The 21,857-nt window shown below is 38.5% G+C and carries 22 protein-coding genes, 2 tRNA genes and 1 pseudogene; 7 read left to right on the top strand and 18 right to left on the bottom strand.

The genetic code is table 11. From position 1 onward, the window contains the following. Positions 1-4: 4 nt before the first annotated feature. The 9 genes and pseudogenes from PHT93_RS04715 to PHT93_RS04755 form a co-directional block, all read right to left on the bottom strand. Entirely contained in the window at positions 5-709 is a 705-nt protein-coding gene (locus PHT93_RS04715) for a DUF2490 domain-containing protein (protein WP_300240110.1), read from the bottom strand. 7 nt (positions 710-716) lie between these two features. Further along, positions 717-1,373 carry a DUF4956 domain-containing protein gene (locus PHT93_RS04720; RefSeq protein WP_300240113.1) on the bottom strand — a complete coding sequence of 219 codons (657 nt, stop codon included), beginning with the start codon at positions 1,371-1,373 and terminating at the stop codon, positions 717-719. After that, a complete protein-coding gene (locus PHT93_RS04725; RefSeq protein ID WP_300240115.1) occupies positions 1,366-2,127 on the bottom strand; it encodes a polyphosphate polymerase domain-containing protein in 762 nt (253 codons plus the stop codon). The genes PHT93_RS04720 and PHT93_RS04725 overlap by 8 nt, the downstream gene beginning before the upstream one ends. A 171-nt stretch (positions 2,128-2,298) precedes the next feature. Then, positions 2,299-2,970, bottom strand: a pseudogene (locus tag PHT93_RS04730) (MIP family channel protein). 185 nt (positions 2,971-3,155) lie between these two features. Continuing rightward, entirely contained in the window at positions 3,156-3,593 is a 438-nt protein-coding gene (locus tag PHT93_RS04735) for a biotin/lipoyl-containing protein (RefSeq protein WP_300240117.1), read from the bottom strand. A gap of 3 nt (positions 3,594-3,596) precedes the next feature. Beyond that, positions 3,597-4,508 (bottom strand): OadG family transporter subunit, encoded by a 912-nt coding sequence (locus PHT93_RS04740; protein ID WP_300240119.1) that lies wholly within the window; start codon positions 4,506-4,508, stop codon positions 3,597-3,599. A 14-nt stretch (positions 4,509-4,522) separates the two neighbouring features. Next, complete coding sequence (locus PHT93_RS04745) at positions 4,523-6,085, bottom strand: acyl-CoA carboxylase subunit beta (RefSeq protein WP_300240121.1); 1,563 nt, start codon at positions 6,083-6,085, stop codon at positions 4,523-4,525. Between the two features lie 43 nt (positions 6,086-6,128). Beyond that, a complete protein-coding gene (gene mce / locus PHT93_RS04750) occupies positions 6,129-6,542 on the bottom strand; it encodes a methylmalonyl-CoA epimerase (protein WP_300240122.1) in 414 nt (137 codons plus the stop codon). A 157-nt stretch (positions 6,543-6,699) separates the two neighbouring features. Next, complete coding sequence (locus PHT93_RS04755; protein WP_300240124.1) at positions 6,700-8,205, bottom strand: helicase HerA-like domain-containing protein; 1,506 nt, start codon at positions 8,203-8,205, stop codon at positions 6,700-6,702. Positions 8,206-8,335: 130 nt separating this feature from the next. Between PHT93_RS04755 and PHT93_RS04760 the strand changes: the two genes are divergently transcribed. Beyond that, the gene (locus tag PHT93_RS04760) at positions 8,336-8,857 is read left to right on the top strand and encodes a hypothetical protein (protein ID WP_300240126.1); all 522 of its coding nucleotides are present in this window, start codon (positions 8,336-8,338) and stop codon (positions 8,855-8,857) included. 79 nt (positions 8,858-8,936) lie between these two features. Here PHT93_RS04760 and PHT93_RS04765 read toward each other — a convergent pair. From PHT93_RS04765 to prmC, 9 genes are all read right to left on the bottom strand, one after another. Next, positions 8,937-9,020, bottom strand: a tRNA-Leu gene (locus tag PHT93_RS04765). A 21-nt stretch (positions 9,021-9,041) separates the two neighbouring features. Continuing rightward, positions 9,042-9,114, bottom strand: a tRNA-Gly gene (locus tag PHT93_RS04770). Positions 9,115-9,186: 72 nt separating this feature from the next. Next, positions 9,187-9,654, bottom strand: coding sequence for a hypothetical protein (locus tag PHT93_RS04775; RefSeq protein WP_300240128.1), 468 nt, complete (start codon positions 9,652-9,654; stop codon positions 9,187-9,189). Then, positions 9,644-10,990 (bottom strand): argininosuccinate lyase, encoded by a 1,347-nt coding sequence (gene argH, locus PHT93_RS04780; RefSeq protein ID WP_300240129.1) that lies wholly within the window; start codon positions 10,988-10,990, stop codon positions 9,644-9,646. The genes PHT93_RS04775 and argH overlap by 11 nt, the downstream gene beginning before the upstream one ends. An 11-nt stretch (positions 10,991-11,001) precedes the next feature. Continuing rightward, on the bottom strand, positions 11,002-11,412 hold the full coding sequence (locus PHT93_RS04785; protein WP_300240211.1) for an SRPBCC family protein: 411 nt from the start codon (positions 11,410-11,412) through the stop codon (positions 11,002-11,004). A 24-nt stretch (positions 11,413-11,436) separates the two neighbouring features. Beyond that, positions 11,437-12,069 (bottom strand): orotate phosphoribosyltransferase, encoded by a 633-nt coding sequence (pyrE, locus tag PHT93_RS04790; RefSeq protein ID WP_300240130.1) that lies wholly within the window; start codon positions 12,067-12,069, stop codon positions 11,437-11,439. An 83-nt stretch (positions 12,070-12,152) separates the two neighbouring features. Further along, positions 12,153-12,839 carry a phosphoribosyltransferase family protein gene (locus PHT93_RS04795; RefSeq protein ID WP_300240132.1) on the bottom strand — a complete coding sequence of 229 codons (687 nt, stop codon included), beginning with the start codon at positions 12,837-12,839 and terminating at the stop codon, positions 12,153-12,155. After that, entirely contained in the window at positions 12,820-13,311 is a 492-nt protein-coding gene (locus PHT93_RS04800; protein WP_300240133.1) for a regulatory protein RecX, read from the bottom strand. The genes PHT93_RS04795 and PHT93_RS04800 overlap by 20 nt, the downstream gene beginning before the upstream one ends. After that, entirely contained in the window at positions 13,308-14,147 is an 840-nt protein-coding gene (prmC, locus tag PHT93_RS04805) for a peptide chain release factor N(5)-glutamine methyltransferase (protein ID WP_300240135.1), read from the bottom strand. The genes PHT93_RS04800 and prmC overlap by 4 nt, the downstream gene beginning before the upstream one ends. Before the next feature lie 55 nt (positions 14,148-14,202). On the opposite strand from prmC, the gene ribD reads away from it, so the two are divergent. The 6 genes from ribD (at position 14,203) to PHT93_RS04835 (ending at position 21,795) form a co-directional block, all read left to right on the top strand. Next, positions 14,203-15,276 carry a bifunctional diaminohydroxyphosphoribosylaminopyrimidine deaminase/5-amino-6-(5-phosphoribosylamino)uracil reductase RibD gene (ribD, locus tag PHT93_RS04810; protein ID WP_300240138.1) on the top strand — a complete coding sequence of 358 codons (1,074 nt, stop codon included), beginning with the start codon at positions 14,203-14,205 and terminating at the stop codon, positions 15,274-15,276. 327 nt (positions 15,277-15,603) lie between these two features. After that, complete coding sequence (locus PHT93_RS04815) at positions 15,604-16,971, top strand: DUF6242 domain-containing protein (RefSeq protein ID WP_300240140.1); 1,368 nt, start codon at positions 15,604-15,606, stop codon at positions 16,969-16,971. An 82-nt stretch (positions 16,972-17,053) separates the two neighbouring features. After that, positions 17,054-17,758, top strand: a complete 705-nt coding sequence (locus PHT93_RS04820) for a DUF6089 family protein (RefSeq protein ID WP_300240143.1) — start codon at positions 17,054-17,056, stop codon at positions 17,756-17,758. Positions 17,759-17,773: 15 nt separating this feature from the next. Next, positions 17,774-18,523: an isoprenyl transferase gene (locus PHT93_RS04825; RefSeq protein WP_300240145.1), complete on the top strand. Its 750-nt coding sequence runs from the start codon at positions 17,774-17,776 to the stop codon at positions 18,521-18,523. Positions 18,524-18,531: 8 nt separating this feature from the next. Further along, complete coding sequence (locus PHT93_RS04830; RefSeq protein WP_300240147.1) at positions 18,532-21,195, top strand: POTRA domain-containing protein; 2,664 nt, start codon at positions 18,532-18,534, stop codon at positions 21,193-21,195. A gap of 84 nt (positions 21,196-21,279) precedes the next feature. Then, complete coding sequence (locus PHT93_RS04835) at positions 21,280-21,795, top strand: OmpH family outer membrane protein (protein WP_300240150.1); 516 nt, start codon at positions 21,280-21,282, stop codon at positions 21,793-21,795. The last annotated feature ends 62 nt before the right edge of the window (positions 21,796-21,857 follow it).

Here is a 21,857-nt window from a genome sequence, read left to right on the forward strand (position 1 = left end):
TTATTTAAAAGGAATAAACGTAACCAAGTTCCATGATATATTTGTCTGTAGGTTCTTTTACATTCATCTCGTGATCATAAATCCCGGATAGATTTAATTTATTTTTTTTGTCTATCTTATAAGCTAAAGACAACGTATATCTTAATGCGTCGAACTCATTTCCATCCGGATTGTTCAGCTGATAAAATGTCTCAATAGATGCAGAGGGAGTGAATTTGCATTTCGGAATATCGTAAGAAACTTTCAAGCGATTTTTCCAGGTCCATTCCGGATCCATTTTGTAGGTGTCTATCTTTCCACTGCTTTTTATCCGGTCGCTGTCATCTTTATAGGTTCCTTGAACCCTCTCCCGTAAAGAGAATGTAAAGCGTTTCCATTTTTGCTTTCCCTGCATCGAACCAATTAACCGATGTCTTGGTTGAAAATCGGTATATTCAAGATCATTGAAGTATTGGAATTGATAAGCAACACCAAGTTTTATATTCTTGATGATTTTGTAATCACCGCCAATCTTAATAGCCCAGCGCCCAACTTCATTCATGTTCTCACGCCCTCTGAACTCTAACTCTCCGTTGATTTCCCATTTCTTTCCGATTGATTTTTCTACTCCAATAGTACTCCATATGCCAAAATCATCTGTAGTCTGTGATTTGATCATTTGCTGTATTAAGAAAAGACAGACAATTATTAATAATATTCTATTGTTCATTTTTTTATTAATTGTCATTCGTGAAATCATTTGATTTGATGATGTTATCAGCCGTGTTTATTTGACTGTTATTATAATAATAGACTCTTACATAAGCTATATCTTTCAGGAAATCTATTTGCCCTATTTCAATTCTTTCTATAGACAAACCTGTACGGTTACGTAAATCGTCTAACATTTCTTCTCGTTTTGCCGGAGTGATTAAATCTATCCGTTCATATATAATGAGTTTGCAAGCTGTATGATGTATTACCCGCGTTGTTTCCAATATATAGAATGAGATAATAAAAATCAAATTAGTGGATAGAAGTTCAATAATGCTAACCTTGTGATTACTTAATGCGTTAATTACAGAAATACCAATTATTGCAAAAAGATAAGTCATCTCTCTCACCGGAAGAGTATCTGTTCGATAACGAAGAATTCCAAAAATAGCAAAAAGTCCTAACGCAAATCCGACCTGTATTTTGACACTATCCAGTAGGAATATCATAAGAAAAATCGTGATGCTTACCATAAAAAAAGTAAATAAATAGTCTCGTCTTTGAGTCTTCTTATAATATAGAAAACAGATAATAATACCTGTTGTAATAAGATTAAATAAAAACCTGGTTGTTAATAACAAAAAGGCATCCGGATTGAAGAGATTCTCTATATTATTCATAATCGAAAGATGTTATTTTATGTAGATATTTTAGTTTGTACTTGAAATTGTTTGTTTTTATTAATGCCGAGTTTTCCGTGAGTGACACTCCTATACAATATTTGCTAAAACCTTTTGGTTTAATCCTTAACGAATTGAGGTTATTCATAATGGGGGAAAAGGACGAATGCTCTTTTTTTATCTCAATAATGACAACTTCCGGCAAGAAAATCTTTCTTTGTGTTTTATTGTTGATAAAACATAGATTCAGATCAATCGTAACTCGTTCTGTTTTCTCTTTATTAATAAGTGTTATGCGATTATATTTACTGCATAATTTTGCTTCCAGAAGCATCGGATCGTAAGGTATGAGTGAGTACAAAAAAGGTAAGCCGTCTTCATTGATCAGATCCGTTTGATGGTAGTTAATTCTTGTTTTTTGCGTTACCCCTTTATTTGATTTTTTCTTTACTTCAAGAAAACATAGTTTTGAATCAACGTATTCGCGTGTGCGAACTTTTATACGGTTTAATTTCCCGTTCTGATGGGCGCGATACATTTTATAATCCGGAGTGTCGAAATAAATCGTATTGTATTCGAAGATATTTTTATTCTTTATTTCCTGGATAAAATAATCCTGAGACAAAGAGGAGAACATTTGTAATAAATAGTCCCGAGGAAAAATGAATTTTTTGTCTGTACGCCTCATAAGGCGTATATTACTCATGTCTTTGAGTGATATACGCTCAAATGCACTGAAATCGATCTTTATCATAGCTGTTCCTTTATCCAAATCGCTACTAAGATATTGGGTAATGATATATCATAATATCAAATGTTTGCGAATCGGAGAAAATAGCTGCTGAAGCGACTTCTTAGGGAGATGAAAAGAAAAAGGCCGTCTCAAATATGTTGAGACAGCCTTTTGGAGTAATTTTTGTACTGATTATTTTGTTTCAGGTTCTGTATCTATTGCTTTCCATGTGAATGCTGCAACAATAGCGCCTACAAAAGGAGCAACAATGAAGAGCCACAGTTGAGAAAGGGCTTCGCCTCCCTGGAATATAGCCGGGTCGATACTACGAGCCGGATTTACGGATGTTCCCGTAATAGGAATACAAACAATGTGGATCAACACAAGTGTAAGACCTATTGCTAATCCTGCAAAATTATTAGGAGCACCTTTAGAGGTAGAACCAAAGACTACGAGCAGGAAGATAAAGGTAAAGACTGCTTCTGCAATAAAGGCCTGAGTTAGATCTGTATATCAGTTTGCCCCAGTCAATGTAGTTGTTGATTCTATATTTTGAGCTAATAAGAAAAGAATACCGGAGCCGATAATAGCACCAATAACCTGGGCGATCATATATCCTGCCGCATCTTTCCCTGAAATTTTATTCGCTACTAACATTCCCAATGTGATGGCCGGATTAATATGACAGCCTGAGATCTTTCCAATAGTATAGGCCATTGAGACAACAGAGAGTCCAAAGGCAAAAGCAACACCTAAAGTGCCAACAGCAGCAAACGGCTGACCTGTTCCTGCAAATACAGCACTTCCACATCCCATAAGTATGAGTACCATAGTACCCACTAATTCTGCAAAATACTTTTTCATTTTTTTGTTCTTTTTGTTAATACTAAGTGTTTTTACCACATAAAATTAAACATTTTTAACTTGTGTTTGGTTTTACTTAGCATGGTTATTTGAACAAAAATAAATAAAAAAGGTTATTCCAACGTGAAATAACCTTTTTTATTTCGGGTAATCATATAAAATGTACTGTCATATAAATTAATCAATCATTTGATTGTTAATAAAACGTCTCCTTCCAATACAGAGTCTCCTTTATGAAGATTAATTCTTTCAATTACTCCGTCTCTGTCTGATTCTATATTATTTTCCATCTTCATTGCCTCAAGAACCAATAATAATTGGCCTTGTTTCACCGCGTCACCTTCTCTGACTGCCATTTCAAGGATAACTCCCGGCAGAGGCGATTTTATTGGATATGCAGAACTGGTTGATGCGGCCGGCTTTGTTACGGGAACATTTGACTGCATTACAGGAGGTTGTTTGATGTCTGTTTTTGTACTCATCCGCGTGGGATTCGTTGTCAAACCATCAACTTCCACTTCGTATGGAACATCATTAATCGTAAGTTGAGCCTTTTTCCCCTCAACGCTTTTTATTTTAACAGCGTATTCTGATCCGTGTATTTTTACAATGTATTTTTTCATGATTTACTTTTTAATTAAAGTTTGTCTTAATCCGTAGATTTTAGAACTCCACGGAGAATAAGCCTTGGCTGCCCGATTAATTGTCAGCACGGTATCCTCAATGTCATGTAAATCTTCGGAATACTTATAAAGAGCAATAGCTATAGCGGCTAATTCTTCATTTGTAAGGCCGTCTCTCAGTTTTGTTTCTTCTTTTGTTACTTTCGTACCACTGGTTGCCTCTTTTACTTTCTGATCTTTTTTGCGAGCCACCCGAATATGAGCTTTTCCAAGATACATGAAAATTATATAGAGCAGGAATAAACAACATAACACAACCGTTACGGCAACTACGGTCAAAACAACCCCGGATGGGTCAGCTTGACGGAATAATTCCGAACGACTGACCGTTTCTAATGTATTGTTCGTTGCACCGGGAGTTAAAACCGGCAGATTCATCAGTTTTTCTGTTCGATCTTCACTCTCAAACCACCCATAAGAGACATCTTCAAGCATTTCTGAAGGATTGAACTCTAAACGATCTATCGGTTCTTCTCTGTTATCCGGATCATAGAACTCAATAAAATTCGTATCATCCAAGGTGAAGTTTGTATATCGTGGACCTCTCTGAGTATTGCCTTCTGCGAAAAAGATAATATAATCGCGCGGGCCAATTATCATTTCCGAGGTTTTTGGAATACGATATTCTTTCCCTTTTACTTTTAGAATTCCTCCTCCGATATTTACTTTCCCATATCCGGTATTGAATAATTCGATCCAGGAATGAGCTTGTCCCAGATTATCTTTATATCCATTCTTATTAATTACTTGTATTTCATTAATTCGGATGTCTTTCAGATTTTGCCCACTTACTGAAGCGACCGAAAAAAGGCATAGGATCAGTGCAACTATTTTTGATAACAATAATTGTTTCATATCTTCCTTTCGGTTTATAATGGAATATTACTATGTTTCTTTGCAGGGTTTACCAACTTTTTAGTTGCTAAAGATTGCAAAGCACGAATAATACGGAAACGCGTGTTGCGCGGTTCAATAACATCGTCAACATATCCGTATTTGGCAGCTTCATATGGATTAGCAAATGCTTCTTTATATTCGGCTTCTTTTTCAGCAATAAAGGCCGCTTTCTTTTCCGGATCTTCTATCTTGGCAATGTCTTTTGAGTATAATACCTCGATAGCTCCGGCAGCTCCCATAACTGCAATCTCTCCTGATGGCCAGGAGTAGTTAATGTCCCCTCTAAGGTGTTTAGAACTCATCACGCAATAAGCTCCTCCGTAGGATTTACGTAAGATAACAGTTACTTTAGGAACAGTTGCTTCGCCATATGCAAAGAGTAGTTTTGCTCCGTGTATGATAATTCCTCCATATTCCTGCGCTGTTCCTGGAAGGAAGCCGGGAACATCTACTAAGGTAACTAAAGGTATGTTGAAAGCATCGCAGAAGCGAACAAAACGAGCCGCTTTACGGGATGCGTTAATATCTAACACTCCCGCCAGATATTTAGGTTGGTTGGCTATTATACCCACGCTCTGACCATTGAAACGGGCAAAACAGGTAACTATATTCGGAGCGTATAGTTTCTGTGATTCTAAGAATTCTCCATTATCAACTATTGCTTTGATAACATCTGTTACGTCGTATGGTTTGTTCGGATTGTCCGGGATGATTTCGTTTAATGAATCTTCCAAACGGTCAATAGCGTCTGTACAAACACTTAAAGGCGCATCTTCAAGATTGTTTTGCGGAAGATAGCTTAGCAATTTGCGAATCGTTAGAATTCCTTCTTCCTCTGTTGTTGACACGAAATGGGAAACACCGGATTTGCTGGCATGTATTTTTGCACCACCTAATTGTTCCTGATTAACCGTTTCTCCGGTAACACTCTTTACTACTTTAGGACCTGTTACAAACATGTAACTTGTTCCTTCCGACATTATCGTGAAATCAGTCAAAGCGGGAGAATAAACAGCTCCACCTGCACAAGGGCCGAATATAGCGGAAATCTGAGGGATAACACCTGAAGCCAAAATGTTGCGTTGGAATATTTCGGCATATCCTGCCAAAGCATTTACACTTTCCTGAATACGTGCCCCGCCTGAGTCGTTAAGCCCAATTACAGGTGCACCCATTTTCATCGCTTGATCCATGACCTTACAAATCTTCATGGCCATTGATTCAGATAATGCTCCACCGAAAACTGTAAAATCCTGTGCGTATATATATACTAAACGGTTGTCAATTGTACCATAACCAGTGATGACTCCGTCTCCTAAAAACTGGGTTTTCTCAATTCCAAAGTTTGTACAACGATGCTGAACAAACATGTCGAACTCCTCGAAACTTCCTTCGTCAAGTAACATGGCGATACGTTCTCTCGCCGTGTATTTCCCCTTTTCATGTTGTGAATCAATTCTTTTTTCTCCCCCACCCAGACGGGCTTTTTCCCGGAGAGCGATAAGTTGTTTCACTTTCTCTTGTTGGTTATCCATTAGATTTTAGCTTATAATTAGAAATGTTCTTAGTCTTTGTTTTTTATTTTTTTGAACCGGGCATGCACAGCTCTGTTAGTACGCTGCATGTCGATTTCGGATGCAAGAATGCAATATCCATTCCTTCTGCCCCTGGTCTTGGCGCTTTATCTATCAGTTGAACTCCTTTTTCTGCCGCTTTGTCCAAAGCTGCTTGTACAGAAGGAACAGCAAAAGCAATATGGTGTATTCCTTCTCCTTTTTTCTCTATAAATTTAGCGATTGTGCTGTCCTCACTTGTGGGTTCCAAAAGTTCGATTTTCGTTTGCCCTACTTTAAAAAAAGCAGTTTTTACTTTCTGATCAGCAACTTCTTCAATGTTGTAACATTTTAACCCCAGTACTTCTTCATAATAAGGAAGGGATTGCTCAATACTTTTTACAGCAATCCCAAGATGTTCAATGTGAGTAATGTCCATTTCTTTTATATTTAGTTATTGTTATAAGTCAATGTCGCAAAGTATGATGACAAATGTACGTTCTTTTTGTACATTAAAAGAATTATTTCCGTAATTAAGAATGTCTTAAACGACATGCTTTATAGCATGTTTTGTCGTTTTTTCTCTTCTGTAGATCTTATTTACGTTTCTTGCTTCCTTTTACTAATGAGTTAAGAAAGGTTCTTGCAACAGGCAAAAGAACAGATGTGGCTAATGCACTCCAGAATCTTTTTTTTGCTTTTGCTGATTGAGCATCGGCTTTCTGTTTTGCTTTTTCCTCTTTAGCCTGTTCCTTAAGTGCTTTGGCATCTGCTTTTGCTTGTTCTGTAGCCTCTTTTTCCTGTTGAATACTGTTTAAACGCTCAGTCAGAATTTCGTATGCAGACTCCCGGTCTATCGTCTCTGCATAATGACGATAGAGTAGGGAGGAGGTAGTCATTGATTTTCTTTCTTCTGGAGTAATCGGGCCAATCTGAGACTGAGGTGGAAGAATAGAGGCACGTTCTACCGGCTGCGGCGCTCCTTTTGCGTCTAAAAAAGAAACCAAAGCCTCTCCTGTCCCTAATTCAGTAATTACTGTTTCTGTGTCAAACGCAGGATTAGCCCGGAATGTTTGCGCTGCAGTTTTTACTGCCTTTTGGTCTTTGGGTGTATATGCCCGTAAAGCATGTTGTATGCGGTTGCCTAACTGCCCGAGTATGGAGTCGGGCATGTCAGACGGATTCTGCGAAATGAAATAGACACCGACCCCTTTTGAGCGGATAAGACGAACCACTTGTTCTATTTTTTCAGTCAAAGCCTTAGGCGCATCATTGAATAGTAAATGCGCTTCATCAAAGAAGAATACCAATTTTGGTTTTTCCATATCACCAACTTCCGGTAAGGTTTCAAATAAACGACTCAGCATCCAAAGTAGAAAAGTGCTATATACACGTGGCGAGTTCATCAGTTTGTCGGCCGCAAGGATATTGATAACCCCTTTGGAACCATCAGTCTGAATAAAATCATCCAGATTTAGACCCGGTTCACCGAAGAAAGCACCTGCACCTTCATGTTCTAATTGCAGTAGGCCTCTTTGAATTGCGCCAATACTTGCAGCGGAGATATTACCGTAGTTTGTTGTAAACTTAGCATTGTTATTGCCTACATATTCTAAAATTTTCTGCAAATCTTTCAAGTCGGTTAAGGCGAGAGATTCATCTTTGGCTATTTTGAAAATAATTGTAAGAACAGCGCTTTGCGTGTCGTTAAGAGATAGGAGTCGGCTTATTAATATAGGTCCCATTTCTGTTATACTCGCACGCACGTTGACGCCTTGTTCTCCGAATACATCCCAGAATTGCACAGGAAATGATTGGAATTCAAACCCTTTCTCCTTCAGACCGTACGAATCTACACGTTTAATTACGCTATCCTTATTTCCTCCCGCTTTTCCTATACCCGAAAGGTCTCCTTTAATATCGGCAGCAAATACAGGCACCCCCATTTGGCTGAATGTTTCTGCCATAGTCTGTAACGTAACCGTCTTTCCTGTTCCGGTGGCACCTGTAATCAATCCATGACGATTTGCCATTTTAGGTAAAAGACATATTTCTTTTTCTCCTGTTGTTGCAATAAAAGCTCTTTTCTCCTGATCCCACATAATCCTTTTGTTTTCTTCTGGTTGGTGATGCAATTATAATAAAAAAATACAAAAAAGGAGCGAAACAGACCAACCAAATATCCGTTAGTCTTTCTATCTTTATCTTCTGAAAATAACAAATCGTTTTATTATGAAGAATAGTGTAATTCTTATTCTGTTGTTAATAGGAGGAGTCGCGACAGTGAATGCTCAGTCTTTCGATCGTTCTAAATTAGAGTTAGGGGGTAGTGTAGGTATGCAATTTGGCGATTATACAGTAGTAAATATCGCTCCGCAATTAGGCTATCGCGTGTCTGAATATTTCACGGCAGGAGTTGGTGCCTCATATACCTACTATAAAGATGAATACTATAATGGCACGAAGGCGTATGATTATAAATCCAGTTATTTTGGCATGAATGTCTTCGGACGTTTTTATCCGATACAGTACCTTGTGTTAAGTGTGCAGCCTGAAGCAAGCCGTATGTGGCGTTCTTATGATGCTGAAGGTGGTAAGCTAAAAGAAAATAAGTTTGTTGCATCAGTTTTAGTCGGCGGCGGACTTCGTCTGGGTCCTGTTACGGCAATGATTCAGTACGATGTTGTTCAGGATAAAAACTCCCCTTATTCAAACAAGATCTTTTATAGTATAGGCTATACGTTTGGTTTTTAATAAAATCTGCTGATCCCTCAAATCACCCCTTGTTGAAATAAAAAATCCCCGAAATCATTTGATTTCGGGGATTTTTATGTACTCGGAGCGGGACTTGAACCCGCACAGCTGCAATAGCCAAAGGATTTTAAGTCCTTCGTGTCTACCATTCCACCATCCGAGCATCCTTTTCTCTTAAAAGATGAGCGAAAGACGGGATTCGAACCCGCGACCCTAACCTTGGCAAGGTTATGCTCTACCAACTGAGCTACTTTCGCGTTTTATTCTTTGCTTTTGCGTGTGCAAAGGTAGAGAAGTTTTTTATTTCTCCAAACCTTTTTAGTGCAAAATTAATTGCCTACATAGATTTTATCTCCCGAAACCATCGTTGAGTAGATACGAAGTCTTTTCCCTTTTGGATTTTCTGAACTTGGACCGGAGATCGGGGCACCTGACTCTAAATCGTACGCGCTTCCGCATATTGGGCAAGTGCCCGTGCTTGAGTAGGGTTCTATGTTGATTACAACATCTTGTTTCAGCTCATAAGGACAGGCGATGTCGTATGCTTTGTATGTTCCTGAACTGTAACTGCTATGATATACTACCACACCACCAAAACCTACAGCTTCTTTTAGGCTGGTGTTGATGTCGTTTTTTGTATAAATCTTATGCGCTGTCATCGTGTTGAGTTCTTTATCTGTGTCTGATAAATGTAGGGTGAGATTTACAAGCGAATAAGGAATGTCTGAATATTCAGAATCTCCGCATGAGAAAAGGAATAAAGATAATATAAGAAATGATAAACGTTTAGTTTTCATTTGATACTAATTTATTTTCTGCAAAACTTATCTTCTCAAACGAAAAACCATCGATTATATTTTGCATCATCGCAGAAATTGAATCATTACACAGATTTCCTATACTGCCTTCGTGCGTATGATTGATTTTTTTGTCGGGAGAGAACTCCCCTGCTTCAATTTCAAGTCCTACCTGTTTATATGCGTCTCGGAAAGGGGCTCCGTCAAGTACCCGGCGGTTTACCTCTTCTACGCTAAACAGCAAGGCGTACTTATCATCCTTTAGAATGTCTTTGTTCACGTTGACTTCACGCATCATATGGGTTACCATGCGCAGACAATCTTTCAGCTCGTCAAATGCCGGAAGGAATATTTCTTTGATGATCTGTAAATCGCGGAAATAACCCGATGGGAGATTGTTGCTGATAAGCGTTATTTGCTGAGGCAGACCTTGTATCTTGTTGCATTTTGCACGGGTTAATTCGAATACGTCCGGATTCTTTTTATGCGGCATAATACTCGATCCGGTAGTGAACTGATCCGGTAATTTGATGAATCCGAAATTCTGACTGTTGAATAGACAAGCATCAAAGGCCAGTTTTGATAATGTTGCGGCAATACCCGCCATCGCAAAAGCAACAGTTCGTTCCATCTTTCCACGCCCCATTTGTGCATAGACTACATTATAGTTCATGGAGTCAAAACCCAGAAGGTCGGTAGTCATTTGTCTGTTTAGCGGGAATGAAGAACCGTAGCCTGCCGCCGAACCGAGTGGATTTTTGTTGCATACCTTGTAAGCTGCCTGCATCAGTTGCAGGTCGTCAACAAGGCTTTCTGCATAAGCTCCGAACCATAGCCCGAAAGAAGACGGCATAGCTACCTGCAGGTGTGTATATCCGGGAAGTAATACGTCCTTATAGCGTTCGCTTTGTTGAAGCAAAACGTCAAATAAATCTTTCGTTAATTCCGTTAACTTGCGTATTTCAGTCCGGGTGAATAATTTCAGATCAACCAATACCTGATCATTACGAGAGCGTCCGCTGTGTATTCTCTTACCGATGTTGCCTAAATTACGAATGAGCAATAATTCTACTTGCGAATGTACATCCTCAACCCCTTCTTCTATAACGAAATCTCCGTTATCAGCTATCTGATAAATGTGCCGTAGTTCGTCCAGTAATAACTCGAGTTCTTGTTTTGTTAATAGCCCGATATTCTCCAGCATGATAATATGAGCTATTGAGCCAAGCACATCGTATTTGGCGAGATAAATATCCATTTCACGATCTTTACCAACTGTGAATGTTTCTACTTCTTTGTCAACCTGTACGTTTTTCTCCCAAAGTTTTTGTGCCATATGTCTAAAAATTAATAAGGAAGGCTTGCCAGAATAGTCGATATCTTATCTATTGCTTCTTGTAATGGCTTAGATACCATCGGTTTGATGAATGCATTAAGTTCAGCACGTGCAGTAAGTTTCATTTTTGTTTCATCTTCTGCAGCCTGAACTAATTGTATCCATAGGAACAAAGGAACAGGCGAATTTGTAGTCGCAAACTTGATCAACTTATTCGGCTCACGCTCAATAATCTGAAATTTTATTTTACCAACAGGAGCAACCGAGAAGCTGCAACTGTCACTGTCAAACTCAAAATCATTGATCTTATCTTGCGGGATGCGATCCTTTATTTGCTCCAGATTGGACAAATCGGATAGCATCGCGAAGATACGATCATCATTGTGAGGAATAGTTTTCACCTCACTCACAAAATCTGTCATAGCCATATCGTTTCTTGATTTAACTTATGGCTTCCAGTTTGCAGGGTCTTTACGCCATTCCTGTAATGTCGCGATTTCCGATTCGTCAATGTAATCAGTACGGACTGCTTCTTCAATTACAGCGTCATAATTACTCAAGGTCGTAAGAGCTACTTTAGCCTCTTTGAATTGTTGAGTAGCAATGGGGAAACCATGCGTAAAGATAGCTACCATACCAACAACATCACATCCGAAATTGCGAACTGCTTGTACAGCTTTGAGGCTACTGCCCCCTGTAGATACCAGGTCTTCAATAATTACTACTTTGGATCCCGGCTTCAATTCTCCTTCGATCAGATTTTCCAACCCATGATCTTTCGGAGTTGCACGGATATACACGAATGGTAAACCTAATAAGTCGGCTACCAATGCCCCTTGGGCAATTGCTCCTGTTGCTACCCCTGCAATAGCGTCTGCGTTTTCGTACTTTTCACAGATAATACGCGCAAGTTCTAATTTAATAAAAGTACGAACCGCCGGATAAGAAAGCGTTTTTCTGTTATCACAGTAAATCGGAGACTTCCATCCCGAAGCCCAGGTAAACGGATTAGCCGGTTGTAATTTTACGGCTTTGATCTTTAACAATTTCTCTGCAACTAATCTTTCCAGTGTTTTCATACTATGAATAATATTTATATACAAACGCAAAAGTAGGCAAACTGTATGATATAACCTTGTCTCGGGGATGTAAAATTTTTATGTCATTGAGCAATAGAAAGAGTAAATACGCTGATTTCTATCTTTGAACAAAGGCGTAATTCTTCAATACAGGCATTTAATGTGGCTCCTGAAGTTATTACATCATCTATAAGCAATACATGTTTCCCTTCAAAGGCGTTCGGGTTAGTAAGGGAAAATGATGTTTCCATACCAGTCATTCGTTCGTATAAATTTTTACGTGTTTGCGTATTTGTCTTTTTTTCTCTCGCTAAAGAAACAGTGTCGATCGATCTGTTAATAACGGAATTAAATCCTTTTGCAATCCATTCGGATTGGTTATATCCACGTTTTTTTAATCGTGTTTTATGTAAGGGAACCGGAATGAGTACATCCGGTAACTCATATTCCGGAGAACGGGAGATTGCTAATGCGGCCATTCGTCCTAATGTGAACCCTAACCTTTTGTTGTTGTAATATTTAAGAGAAAAAATGAGCTTCTGAGTGGCGTTTCCTTTCTTGAAATGTAAAAAAGCATGTGCTGATTTGACCTCCGGTCTTCCCGCAAAGATTTTAGCGGCAGGGTTAGTCCCCTTCTCTGATCTTGTATAGGATAGTCGGTTGAGGCATGATAAACAAAGAAAGTCTTCTCCCGTAATCAATGGCGTTTTACAGACAATACAGCTGTTTGGGAAAAACAAGGATACAAAATCACTCCAAATACGTGTCATCCGCATCGGGGTTGAGTATTTCTTTTAAACAAGAGGATATTAGCGAACTTTCAAACCCTCGTCCTGCAGCAAAACGGAATAGCTTGACGAATACTTCCCGGGCATTCTTGCCTCTTACACTTTTCTTCTTTTGTGTTAGAAGTTCTTTAAGGTTTTTTCTGTATTCATTCTCATCTAATTCACCTAAGATTGTATCTGATAAAGCAGGAGTAATCCCTTTTCTGATTAACTCATATTTTATTTTAATACGTCCCCATTTGTTGAAATTCGACTTGTCTTTTATATATGCCCGTACATATCTTTCTTCGTCTATGAATTTTTCAGCAATAAGTTTATTGATTATCCTCTCACATGCATCTGCGGATAATCCGCTTGTTTCTGTTTTTTTTCGTATTTCCTGAATGCAATATTCTTTCATAGAACAAAGAGATGCCATTCGGTTTAATAGTTCTGATTCGGTTGTCTCTTTCATCGTAATGCTTTGATTATTCTGTCTTTTCCGGCTAAATCTTTCACTAATATACAATCCCTGTAACCTTTCTGAATAAGCAATTCAACAGTCTCATTTCCTAATGCCTCGTTGATTTCAAAATAGATCCGTCCGCTGTTGTTCAGATGTAGAAGCCCGAATTCTGCAATAGCGCGATAAAAAACAAGTGGGTCGTGATTGGAGACAAACAAAGCAAGATGGGGCTCATATTCCAAGACATTCGGCTTCATTTCCTCCTTTTCTTTCTCCATTACGTAGGGTGGATTACTTACAATGATATCGAGTTTGTGATCGGGATACATTTTCTCTGTTAAAACATCGAACGATAGGAAGCTTACCTTCGCTTTGTTTCTTGTTGCATTGCTTCTTGCTAAAGAAAGCGCTTCTTCCGAAATATCAATACCGGTAACTTTCGCGTGATCCAATGCGTTTGCTAATGAAATAGCTATACAGCCACTCCCGGTTCCGATATCTAATACGTTTAATTTTTCTGTTTTCTCTGTGCGAACAATAAGATCCACTAATTCTTCTGTTTCGGGGCGAGGAATCAGAACAGAAGGCGTGATGAAAAACTCATTTCCATAAAAAACGGTAGTCCCTAAAATATACTGTATCGGCTCTTTTCTTAATAAACGTTCAACAATCGATTTGATTTGCCCCTTCATTGCTTCTGATAAATCCCTATCTTTGTCAAGAATCAATTGATGAGGCTCAAGATGACAGACTTCTTTCATTATGAGATGAGTCAGACTTCTGATTTCCTCCGGTGGAAACTGATTCTCCAATGTTTTTCTCAGGTAAGCAATGGTATCGTTCATTTTCTTTTGTGCTTAAACAAGGAACAAAAGTAATTAAAATAGAAGATTTAAGAGGATGACAATAGATGAAAAATACATGAGACGCGCCATTCAATTGGCAATGAACGGGCGAGGTGCCGTGATGTCAAATCCAATGGTGGGTGCAGTCATTGTGCATAACGATCGCGTGATAGGAGAGGGATACCATCGGAAATATGGAGGTCCGCATGCAGAAGTAAATGCTATACGTTCTGTGGAGGATGAATCTTTACTGCCCGAATCCACCATGTATGTTACCTTAGAGCCCTGCTCCCATTACGGAAAAACCCCCCCTTGCGCAGAATTAATAGTCAGAAAGAGGATTCCCCGGGTTGTGATCGGCTGCTTAGATCCCTATCCGGAAGTTGCCGGCAGAGGTGTAAGGATTCTGCAAGATGCCGGAGTAGAGGTTGTTACCGGAATTCTGGCGAAAGAAACCTTTGGGTTGAATCGTTCTTTCATGACTGCTCATCTCCGCAAACGTCCCTATGTTATCCTGAAATGGGCGCAAAGCTCAGATGGTTTTATTGATAAAATAAGAAAAGACTCTTCAACGCCTGCTGTTGTCTTATCTCCCCCTGATTCTATGCGTTTAGTTCATAAACTGCGGGCAGAAGTAAATGCAATAATGGTAGGTACGCGTACAGCTATATTAGACAATCCTTCTTTGACAGTGCGTAATTGGATAGGTGATTCTCCTGTACGGGTTGTGATTGATAAAACCCTGAAAATACCACTCTCCTATAATCTGTTGAATGGGTTGGTTCCTACTCTTGTTTTTACGGAAAAAGAAGCGGAGAACAGGACAAATGTAGAATATGTGACAATTGATTTTAAAAGAGAAATCTTAGCTCAGGTATTAGCTCAGTTGTATAAGAGAAAATTGCTGTCTTTATTGGTGGAAGGAGGTACAACACTTCATAATCAATTCCTGAAAGAAGGACTATGGGATGAAATAAGGATGGAAACGGCTGCCATTTCCCTGCATAAAGGCGTTCCGGCACCCGATGTGAGAGCTGTTTTGCCATTAGATGGTGGTGAAATTCGAGGTAGGTATAAATATATATATAACCCGGATTCATATCTTGAAAGTTCTTCATTCTCAGTGTAGTTCTTTTACCATATCTGTGGAAAAACTTTTCCACAGATATGGTAAAGTTTTTCCACAGTTATAGAAAAACTTTCCGACAGATATGGAACAAAAGACATATACTAATACTAAAAAATATATATTGGATAGAGAAAATCTTTTTCAGATAAAAAAGAGTAACTCTTTTCTGGTCTTGGTTTGGGATTTGTTTAATAGAAAAATAAGTCTGAAAAAAAACAATCGCGACCTTGTTTGTCACTAAAATATTATAAATTATAGATGCTTTGAGGTATAAAGCCAAAAATGTTTCTACTTTTGTGGCTTGATATGCAACAAACTTAAGTTTTGATGGAAAATAGGATACTTTTATTTTTTACATGTTGTTTTACTTTATTGCTGTCTTCTTGTTTGGGCTCTGACGATGAGGTGGAATACGATATAGCAAAAAACTGCCAAATAAACTCATTCGTGCTGGCTCATGATTCAATACCAACGTTAAGTACGACAAAGTTTACTATAGACCAGCTGAATAATAAGATTTATAATCAGGACTCTTTGCCGTATGGAACAATTGTTGAAAAGGTTGTTCCTACAGTGACGTATATATCATCGGTTAGTATTGGTGCCGTACAAGTAATACAGGAAGCAACCGGTGATACAATTTACTGGAACGGAACAGATTCTTTAGACTATTCCAAACCGGTGAAATTTATTATTACTGCCTATGACGGAGTTACAAAGAAAGAATACGATACACGTTTGAATGTGCACCAGTTAATCCCTGATTCCATGGTTTGGTCTCAGTCTTCCGTCTCTTTACCGGGTACTGCAGTTGCTGAAAGAAAGGTAATCGCATTTACTTCCGAAGGAAGTGAATCATATTATATGTACACGAAAGAAACCAATGGCTATCACTTATATACCGCATCAACATCTGACTTATCAACCTGGAGTTCGCAAGAATTGAACGGTTTGCCTGAAGAGGGTATAAGTTGGAACCAATTGATTGAATATGAAACAAGCCTGTATGTACTGTCAACAGATCATAAGCTCTATGTATCAACGGATGGAGAAAACTGGAGCTTAGTTGATAACTCTCCTTCAATTATTGCTTTGTTGGGAGTTGTACATGAAGAGACAACTGCTAAGAGACCATCAGCTTTAGCCGCTATAGCTTCTGTTGATGGGGTAACCCGTTTTGCAAATATGGATAAAACCGGCGTTTGGTTTGAAGGAGATGATGTTCCTGCTCAATTCCCCATATCAGATTTTGCGTCTTTATCCTATAATCTGATGTACAGAGAGCGTTTATTGCTGATCGGAGGAAAGAATACGGAGGGTACAGTTCTGGCGGATACCTGGTCAACAATGGATGGCATAAGTTGGGTGTCAACAACCTCAGATATTTCTTTTACAGCAAGAGAAGGTGCGTCAGTCGCTTTGTATGATTCTACCTTTTTCATGATTGGCGGATTTGACTCTGAGGGAGCAGGTTTGAAAGATATTTACCGTTCAAAAGACAATGGGCTTACCTGGATGTTGTCAGATTCTCTGGTAGTTATGCCTGAAGAATACAAAGCACGTGGTAGCGCTTCTTTAATTGTAGATGATAAAACGAATTATATGTATCTTTTCGGAGGAAAAGATTCAAAAGGAAATAATGATTTAGGAGACCTCTGGCAAGGACGTATTAACCGATTGGGGTTTAAGAAATAAAACTTCCCTCTATGGAGGGTATAATTTTACAGCTGTTTTACCGTTAGAAAAAGAAGGTATAGAACTATAAGAAACGATTTATATGACTTCTACTTCTTTTCAACAGCTGATTCTGATAATCCTTTTACTTATCTTGCCTGTGGAACTTCGTGCTCAGGAATATAAGTATGAAATCGGAGGTATTGCCGGTACTTCCTTTTATATGGGGGATGCAAATAAAAGCGGTGTTTTTAAGAATTTAAATCCTGCATTCGGAGGTGTATTCCGCTATAATGCGAATTTCAGGGTTGCTTTTAAGGGAAATCTGGCGTGGGCTAAGGTTACCGGGAGTACGGAAGGATTAGATAATGTTTTTCCCGAAAATTCACAAGCAACATTTGATCGTAATGTGGTAGATCTCGGAGGTCAGATGGAATTCAACTTTTTCCCATATAGCGACAAGTATGCTTATATGAATACCAAGAAAATAACACCTTATGTGGTATTTGGACTTGGAATTACGGTCGCGACAGGAGGAAGTAACACTTTTGTTGGCCCTAATATTCCTTTAGGAGTAGGGGTTAAGTATAAAGTAAAAAATAGAGTGAATTTAGGTTGTGAATTTACGGTTCGTAAATTATTTGGTGATAATTTTGAAGGAGCCGCTATTTTGGATGATCCTTACAATCTGAATTCAGACTGGTTGAAAAATAATGATTGGCATTCGTTATTTCTTTTGTCAGTAACTTGGGACTTCGGTCCGCGGACAAGGCCTTGTAATAATATACAACGCTTTTCCGGCTTTTAAAGAAACAAAGACAAAATGTCATTAAAAGATAAAATAGATAGAAATAGTTTGCCGCAACATATTGCGGTTATTATGGATGGAAACGGAAGATGGGCAAAAGAACGGGGAAAAGACCGCAGTTATGGACATCAGGAAGGCGTTGTATCTGTTCGTAAAATTGTTGAGGCAGCAACAGCTATCGGTTTAAAGTACCTTACGGTCTATACTTTTTCAACAGAGAACTGGAATCGTCCGGAGGAAGAAGTTCGTGCACTTATGCAATTACTTGTTTCCGCAATTCATAAAGAAACCCCGGATCTTATGAAGAATAACGTGAGATTGATGGCTATTGGAAATTTGTTGCAATTGCCGGAAGGTACGCGCGCTACATTGCAAGATTGCATTAATCAGACTTCGGCCAACACAGGAACTACCCTTGTTTTGGCTCTTAGTTATTCCTCTCGTTGGGAACTCACCGATGCAATGAAGCAATTGGCAGAAAAAGTAAAAAGAAACGATTTGAATATCGAAGATATTACCGAACTTGTGGTTTCAAAACACCTAACTACTCGAGATATTCCCGATCCGGATCTTTTAATAAGAACAGGGGGAGAGAAAAGGCTCAGTAACTTCCTGCTTTGGCAGCTTTCGTATGCAGAACTATACTTTACGGATGTGTTTTGGCCAAGTTTCAGAGAAGAAGAGTTGTATGGAGCTATATTGTATTATCAACAACGTGAAAGGCGTTTTGGTAAAACAAGTGAGCAAATTAATTATAAACAATAGCTGTTAATATGTACAAAAGATTAGTGCTATTTTTGTTTTTCTTAGGTTTTGCTTATGGCTTAACCGCCCAGGAAAATGACACTACCCAGGTTGATGTGCCGGCAGAAGTGCCGGTTGTTTCGTACTCGTTATCTCCAAAACGATATAAAATCGCAGATATTGCTGTGACGGGTGTGAAAAGTAATTATGAGGATTATGTATTAATCGGTTTGTCTGGTTTGTCCGTTGGTGACGAGGTTGCTATACCCGGTGAAGAAATAACCGGAGCTATTAAACGCTTTTGGAGAAATGGTCTTTTCTCTGATGTTAAAATTTTAGCAACAAAAATTGAAGGTGATCAGGTATGGCTTGAAATCCAGTTAAAACAACGTCCCCGAATTTCAGAGATTAATTATCATGGCATAAAAAAAGGAGAGCGGGAAGACCTTGATTTAAAACTTGGGTTGAGAAAAGGACACCAAGTGACACCTAACCTGATGGATCGTGCAAAGATTGTGATGCAACGCTATTTTGATGCCAAAGGGTTTAAAAATGTTGATATTGAGATTTTGCAGAAAGACGATCTTTCTAAAGAAGGTGAAGTTATCCTGGATATCAATATAGATAAAAACGAAAAGACCAAGATCAATCGTATTTATTTCGTAGGTAATGATGCCTTGACAGATTACGACCTCAAAAAGGTGATGAAGAAAACGAATGAACGCTTCTCGCTTAAACGTGATTTCAGAACCAGTATTCGTGAGATGTTCAGTACAAAGAAATTTACGACTGAAGAATATGAAAATGATAAAAAGAATATCATTGACAAATACAATGAAAAAGGATATCGTGATGCTGTCTTAACTGCAGACAGTGTTATCAATCATGATGAGAAGCGTGTGGATGTATTCCTGACTATTGACGAAGGCCAGAAATATTATTTGAAAGATATTCGTTTTATAGGTAATACGCATTATCCTACAGACTATCTCGAGTCTGTTCTTAATATGAAACCCGGAGAGGTTTATAATCAGAAGAAACTAAATGAACGTTTATCTCTTGATGAAGATGCGGTTTCTAATGTCTATTTCAATAATGGTTATTTATTCTTTAATGCTGATCCGGTTGAAGTGGATGTACATAATGATTCTATCTCTTTGGAAATACGTATCTATGAAGGAGTGCAGGCAACAATCAACCGCATTATTATTAACGGAAATGACCGGTTGTATGAAGATATTGTTCGTCGGGAGTTGAGAACAAAACCGGGTATGTTGTTTAGTCGTGATGATTTGATGCGTTCTATTCGCGAAATTGCTCAGATGGGGCATTTTGACCCGGAAAATATGTCTCCCAAGCCAATCCCTGATCCTGAAAACGGAACAGTGGATATCGAATATAATCTGACATCGAAAGCAAACGACCAGATAGAATTCTCTGCAGGTTGGGGACAAACAGGAGTGATTGGTAAGTTGAGTTTGAAATTTACAAACTTCTCTATGAGTAATTTCCTGAATCCAAAAAGTTATAAGGGAATTTTACCTCAGGGAGAAGGGCAAACGTTGACTCTTAGCGGACAAACAAACGGACGTTATTATCAGGCGTACAGTATTTCTTTCCTTGATCCCTGGTTCGGAGGAAAACGGCCGAATACCTTATCAGTAAGTGCCTATTTCTCTAAGCAAACAGATATAAGCAGTAGTTATTTGAGTAATAATAGTTATTACAATCCGTATTATAGCAGTGGCTACGGAGGTTATGGTTATGGAAGTTATGGTTATGGAGGCTATGGCTCGAGTTATAACTATGAAGCAGCCTACAATCCGGATAAATATATTATGATGCTGGGTATTGCTGCAGGTTATGGTAAGCGTCTGAACTGGCCGGATGACTACTTCCAGTTTATGGCTACATTAAATTATCAGATGTATATGATGAAAGACTGGGATTATTTCCTTGTTCGTAACGGTACGAGTCATAATATAAATCTGGAATTATTATTGCAACGTAGTTCTATCGATAATCCGCTGTACACTCGTATGGGATCGCAATTCTCATTATCTGTGTCGGCTACTCCTCCGTATTCTTTATGGGATGGTAAAGATTATGCTTCTTTATCGGATGATTCGGAAGATAAGTACAGAATGATTGAATATCATAAATGGAAATTTAAAGCAAAAATATTCTCTCCTTTAGCCCCATTAACGGTTAAGCGTACACCTGTGTTGATGACACGTGTTGAATATGGATTCCTTGGTGCTTATGATCAGAATAAACGATCTCCTTTTGAAACGTTCTATATGGGTGGTGATGGTATGACTGGATATGGAAGTACTTATGCTACCGAAACAATAGGTCTTAGAGGATATGAAAATGGTAGTATAGCCGATTATTATAACCCGGGATATGCTTATTCTCGTTTAGCGATGGAGTTACGTTATCCATTCTTACTGGAGCCTTCATCTACTATTTATGGATTGGCGTTTGTGGAAGCCGGTAATGCCTGGAGTACACTAAAATCATTTAATCCTTTTGATCTGAAACGTTCAGCCGGAGTAGGGGTACGTATCTTCTTGCCGATGATCGGGTTGATGGGTATTGACTGGGCATATGGCTTTGATACTCCTAATTATAGTAGCAGTGGCGAACGAAGTGGAGGAAATTTCCACTTTATTATAGGTCAGGAGTTTTAATTAACGTAATTTAGAATGTTTGTAATAAACGCTCGGTTATATTTGTAGTCATAAGAGGGAGTAATTACTAAAAAGAGAAAGAATATGAAAAGAATTATAGCATTATTCAGTGTCATTTTTCTATGTACTTTTGCTGCTTCTGCTCAAAAGTTTGCATTAATTGACTGGGAATATATTCTGAAAAATATTCCGGCATATGAAATGACGAATGAACAACTTAGCCAGATTTCACAGAAATGGCAGAATGAGGTTGAAGCAATTCAACAGGAGGCTCAGAATATGTATAAAACGTATCAGAGCAACTTGGTGTTTTTATCTCCGGAAATGAAGACAAAACGCGAAGAAGAAATCGTTAAGAAAGAACAGGAAGCACAGGAACTCAAACGTAAGTATTTTGGTGCAGACGGGGAATTGTATAAAAAGAGAGAAAGTCTGATGAAGCCAATACAAGATGAGGTCTATAATGCAGTCAAAGAGATTTCCGAACAAAAAGGTTATCAGTTGGTTGTTGACCGGGCCTCTGCAATGAGTATTATTTTTGCGTCTCCTAAAATTGACATCAGTAATGAAGTCTTGATTCGCTTAGGATATTCAAAATAATTGCTTACATTTGTGCGCTTTTAGTTAAGTATGTAGCTGAATAATAACAAGTAATAGAATAA

The organism is Massilibacteroides sp. (genome assembly GCF_028705895.1).
GTDB lineage: Bacteria > Bacteroidota > Bacteroidia > Bacteroidales > Tannerellaceae > Massilibacteroides.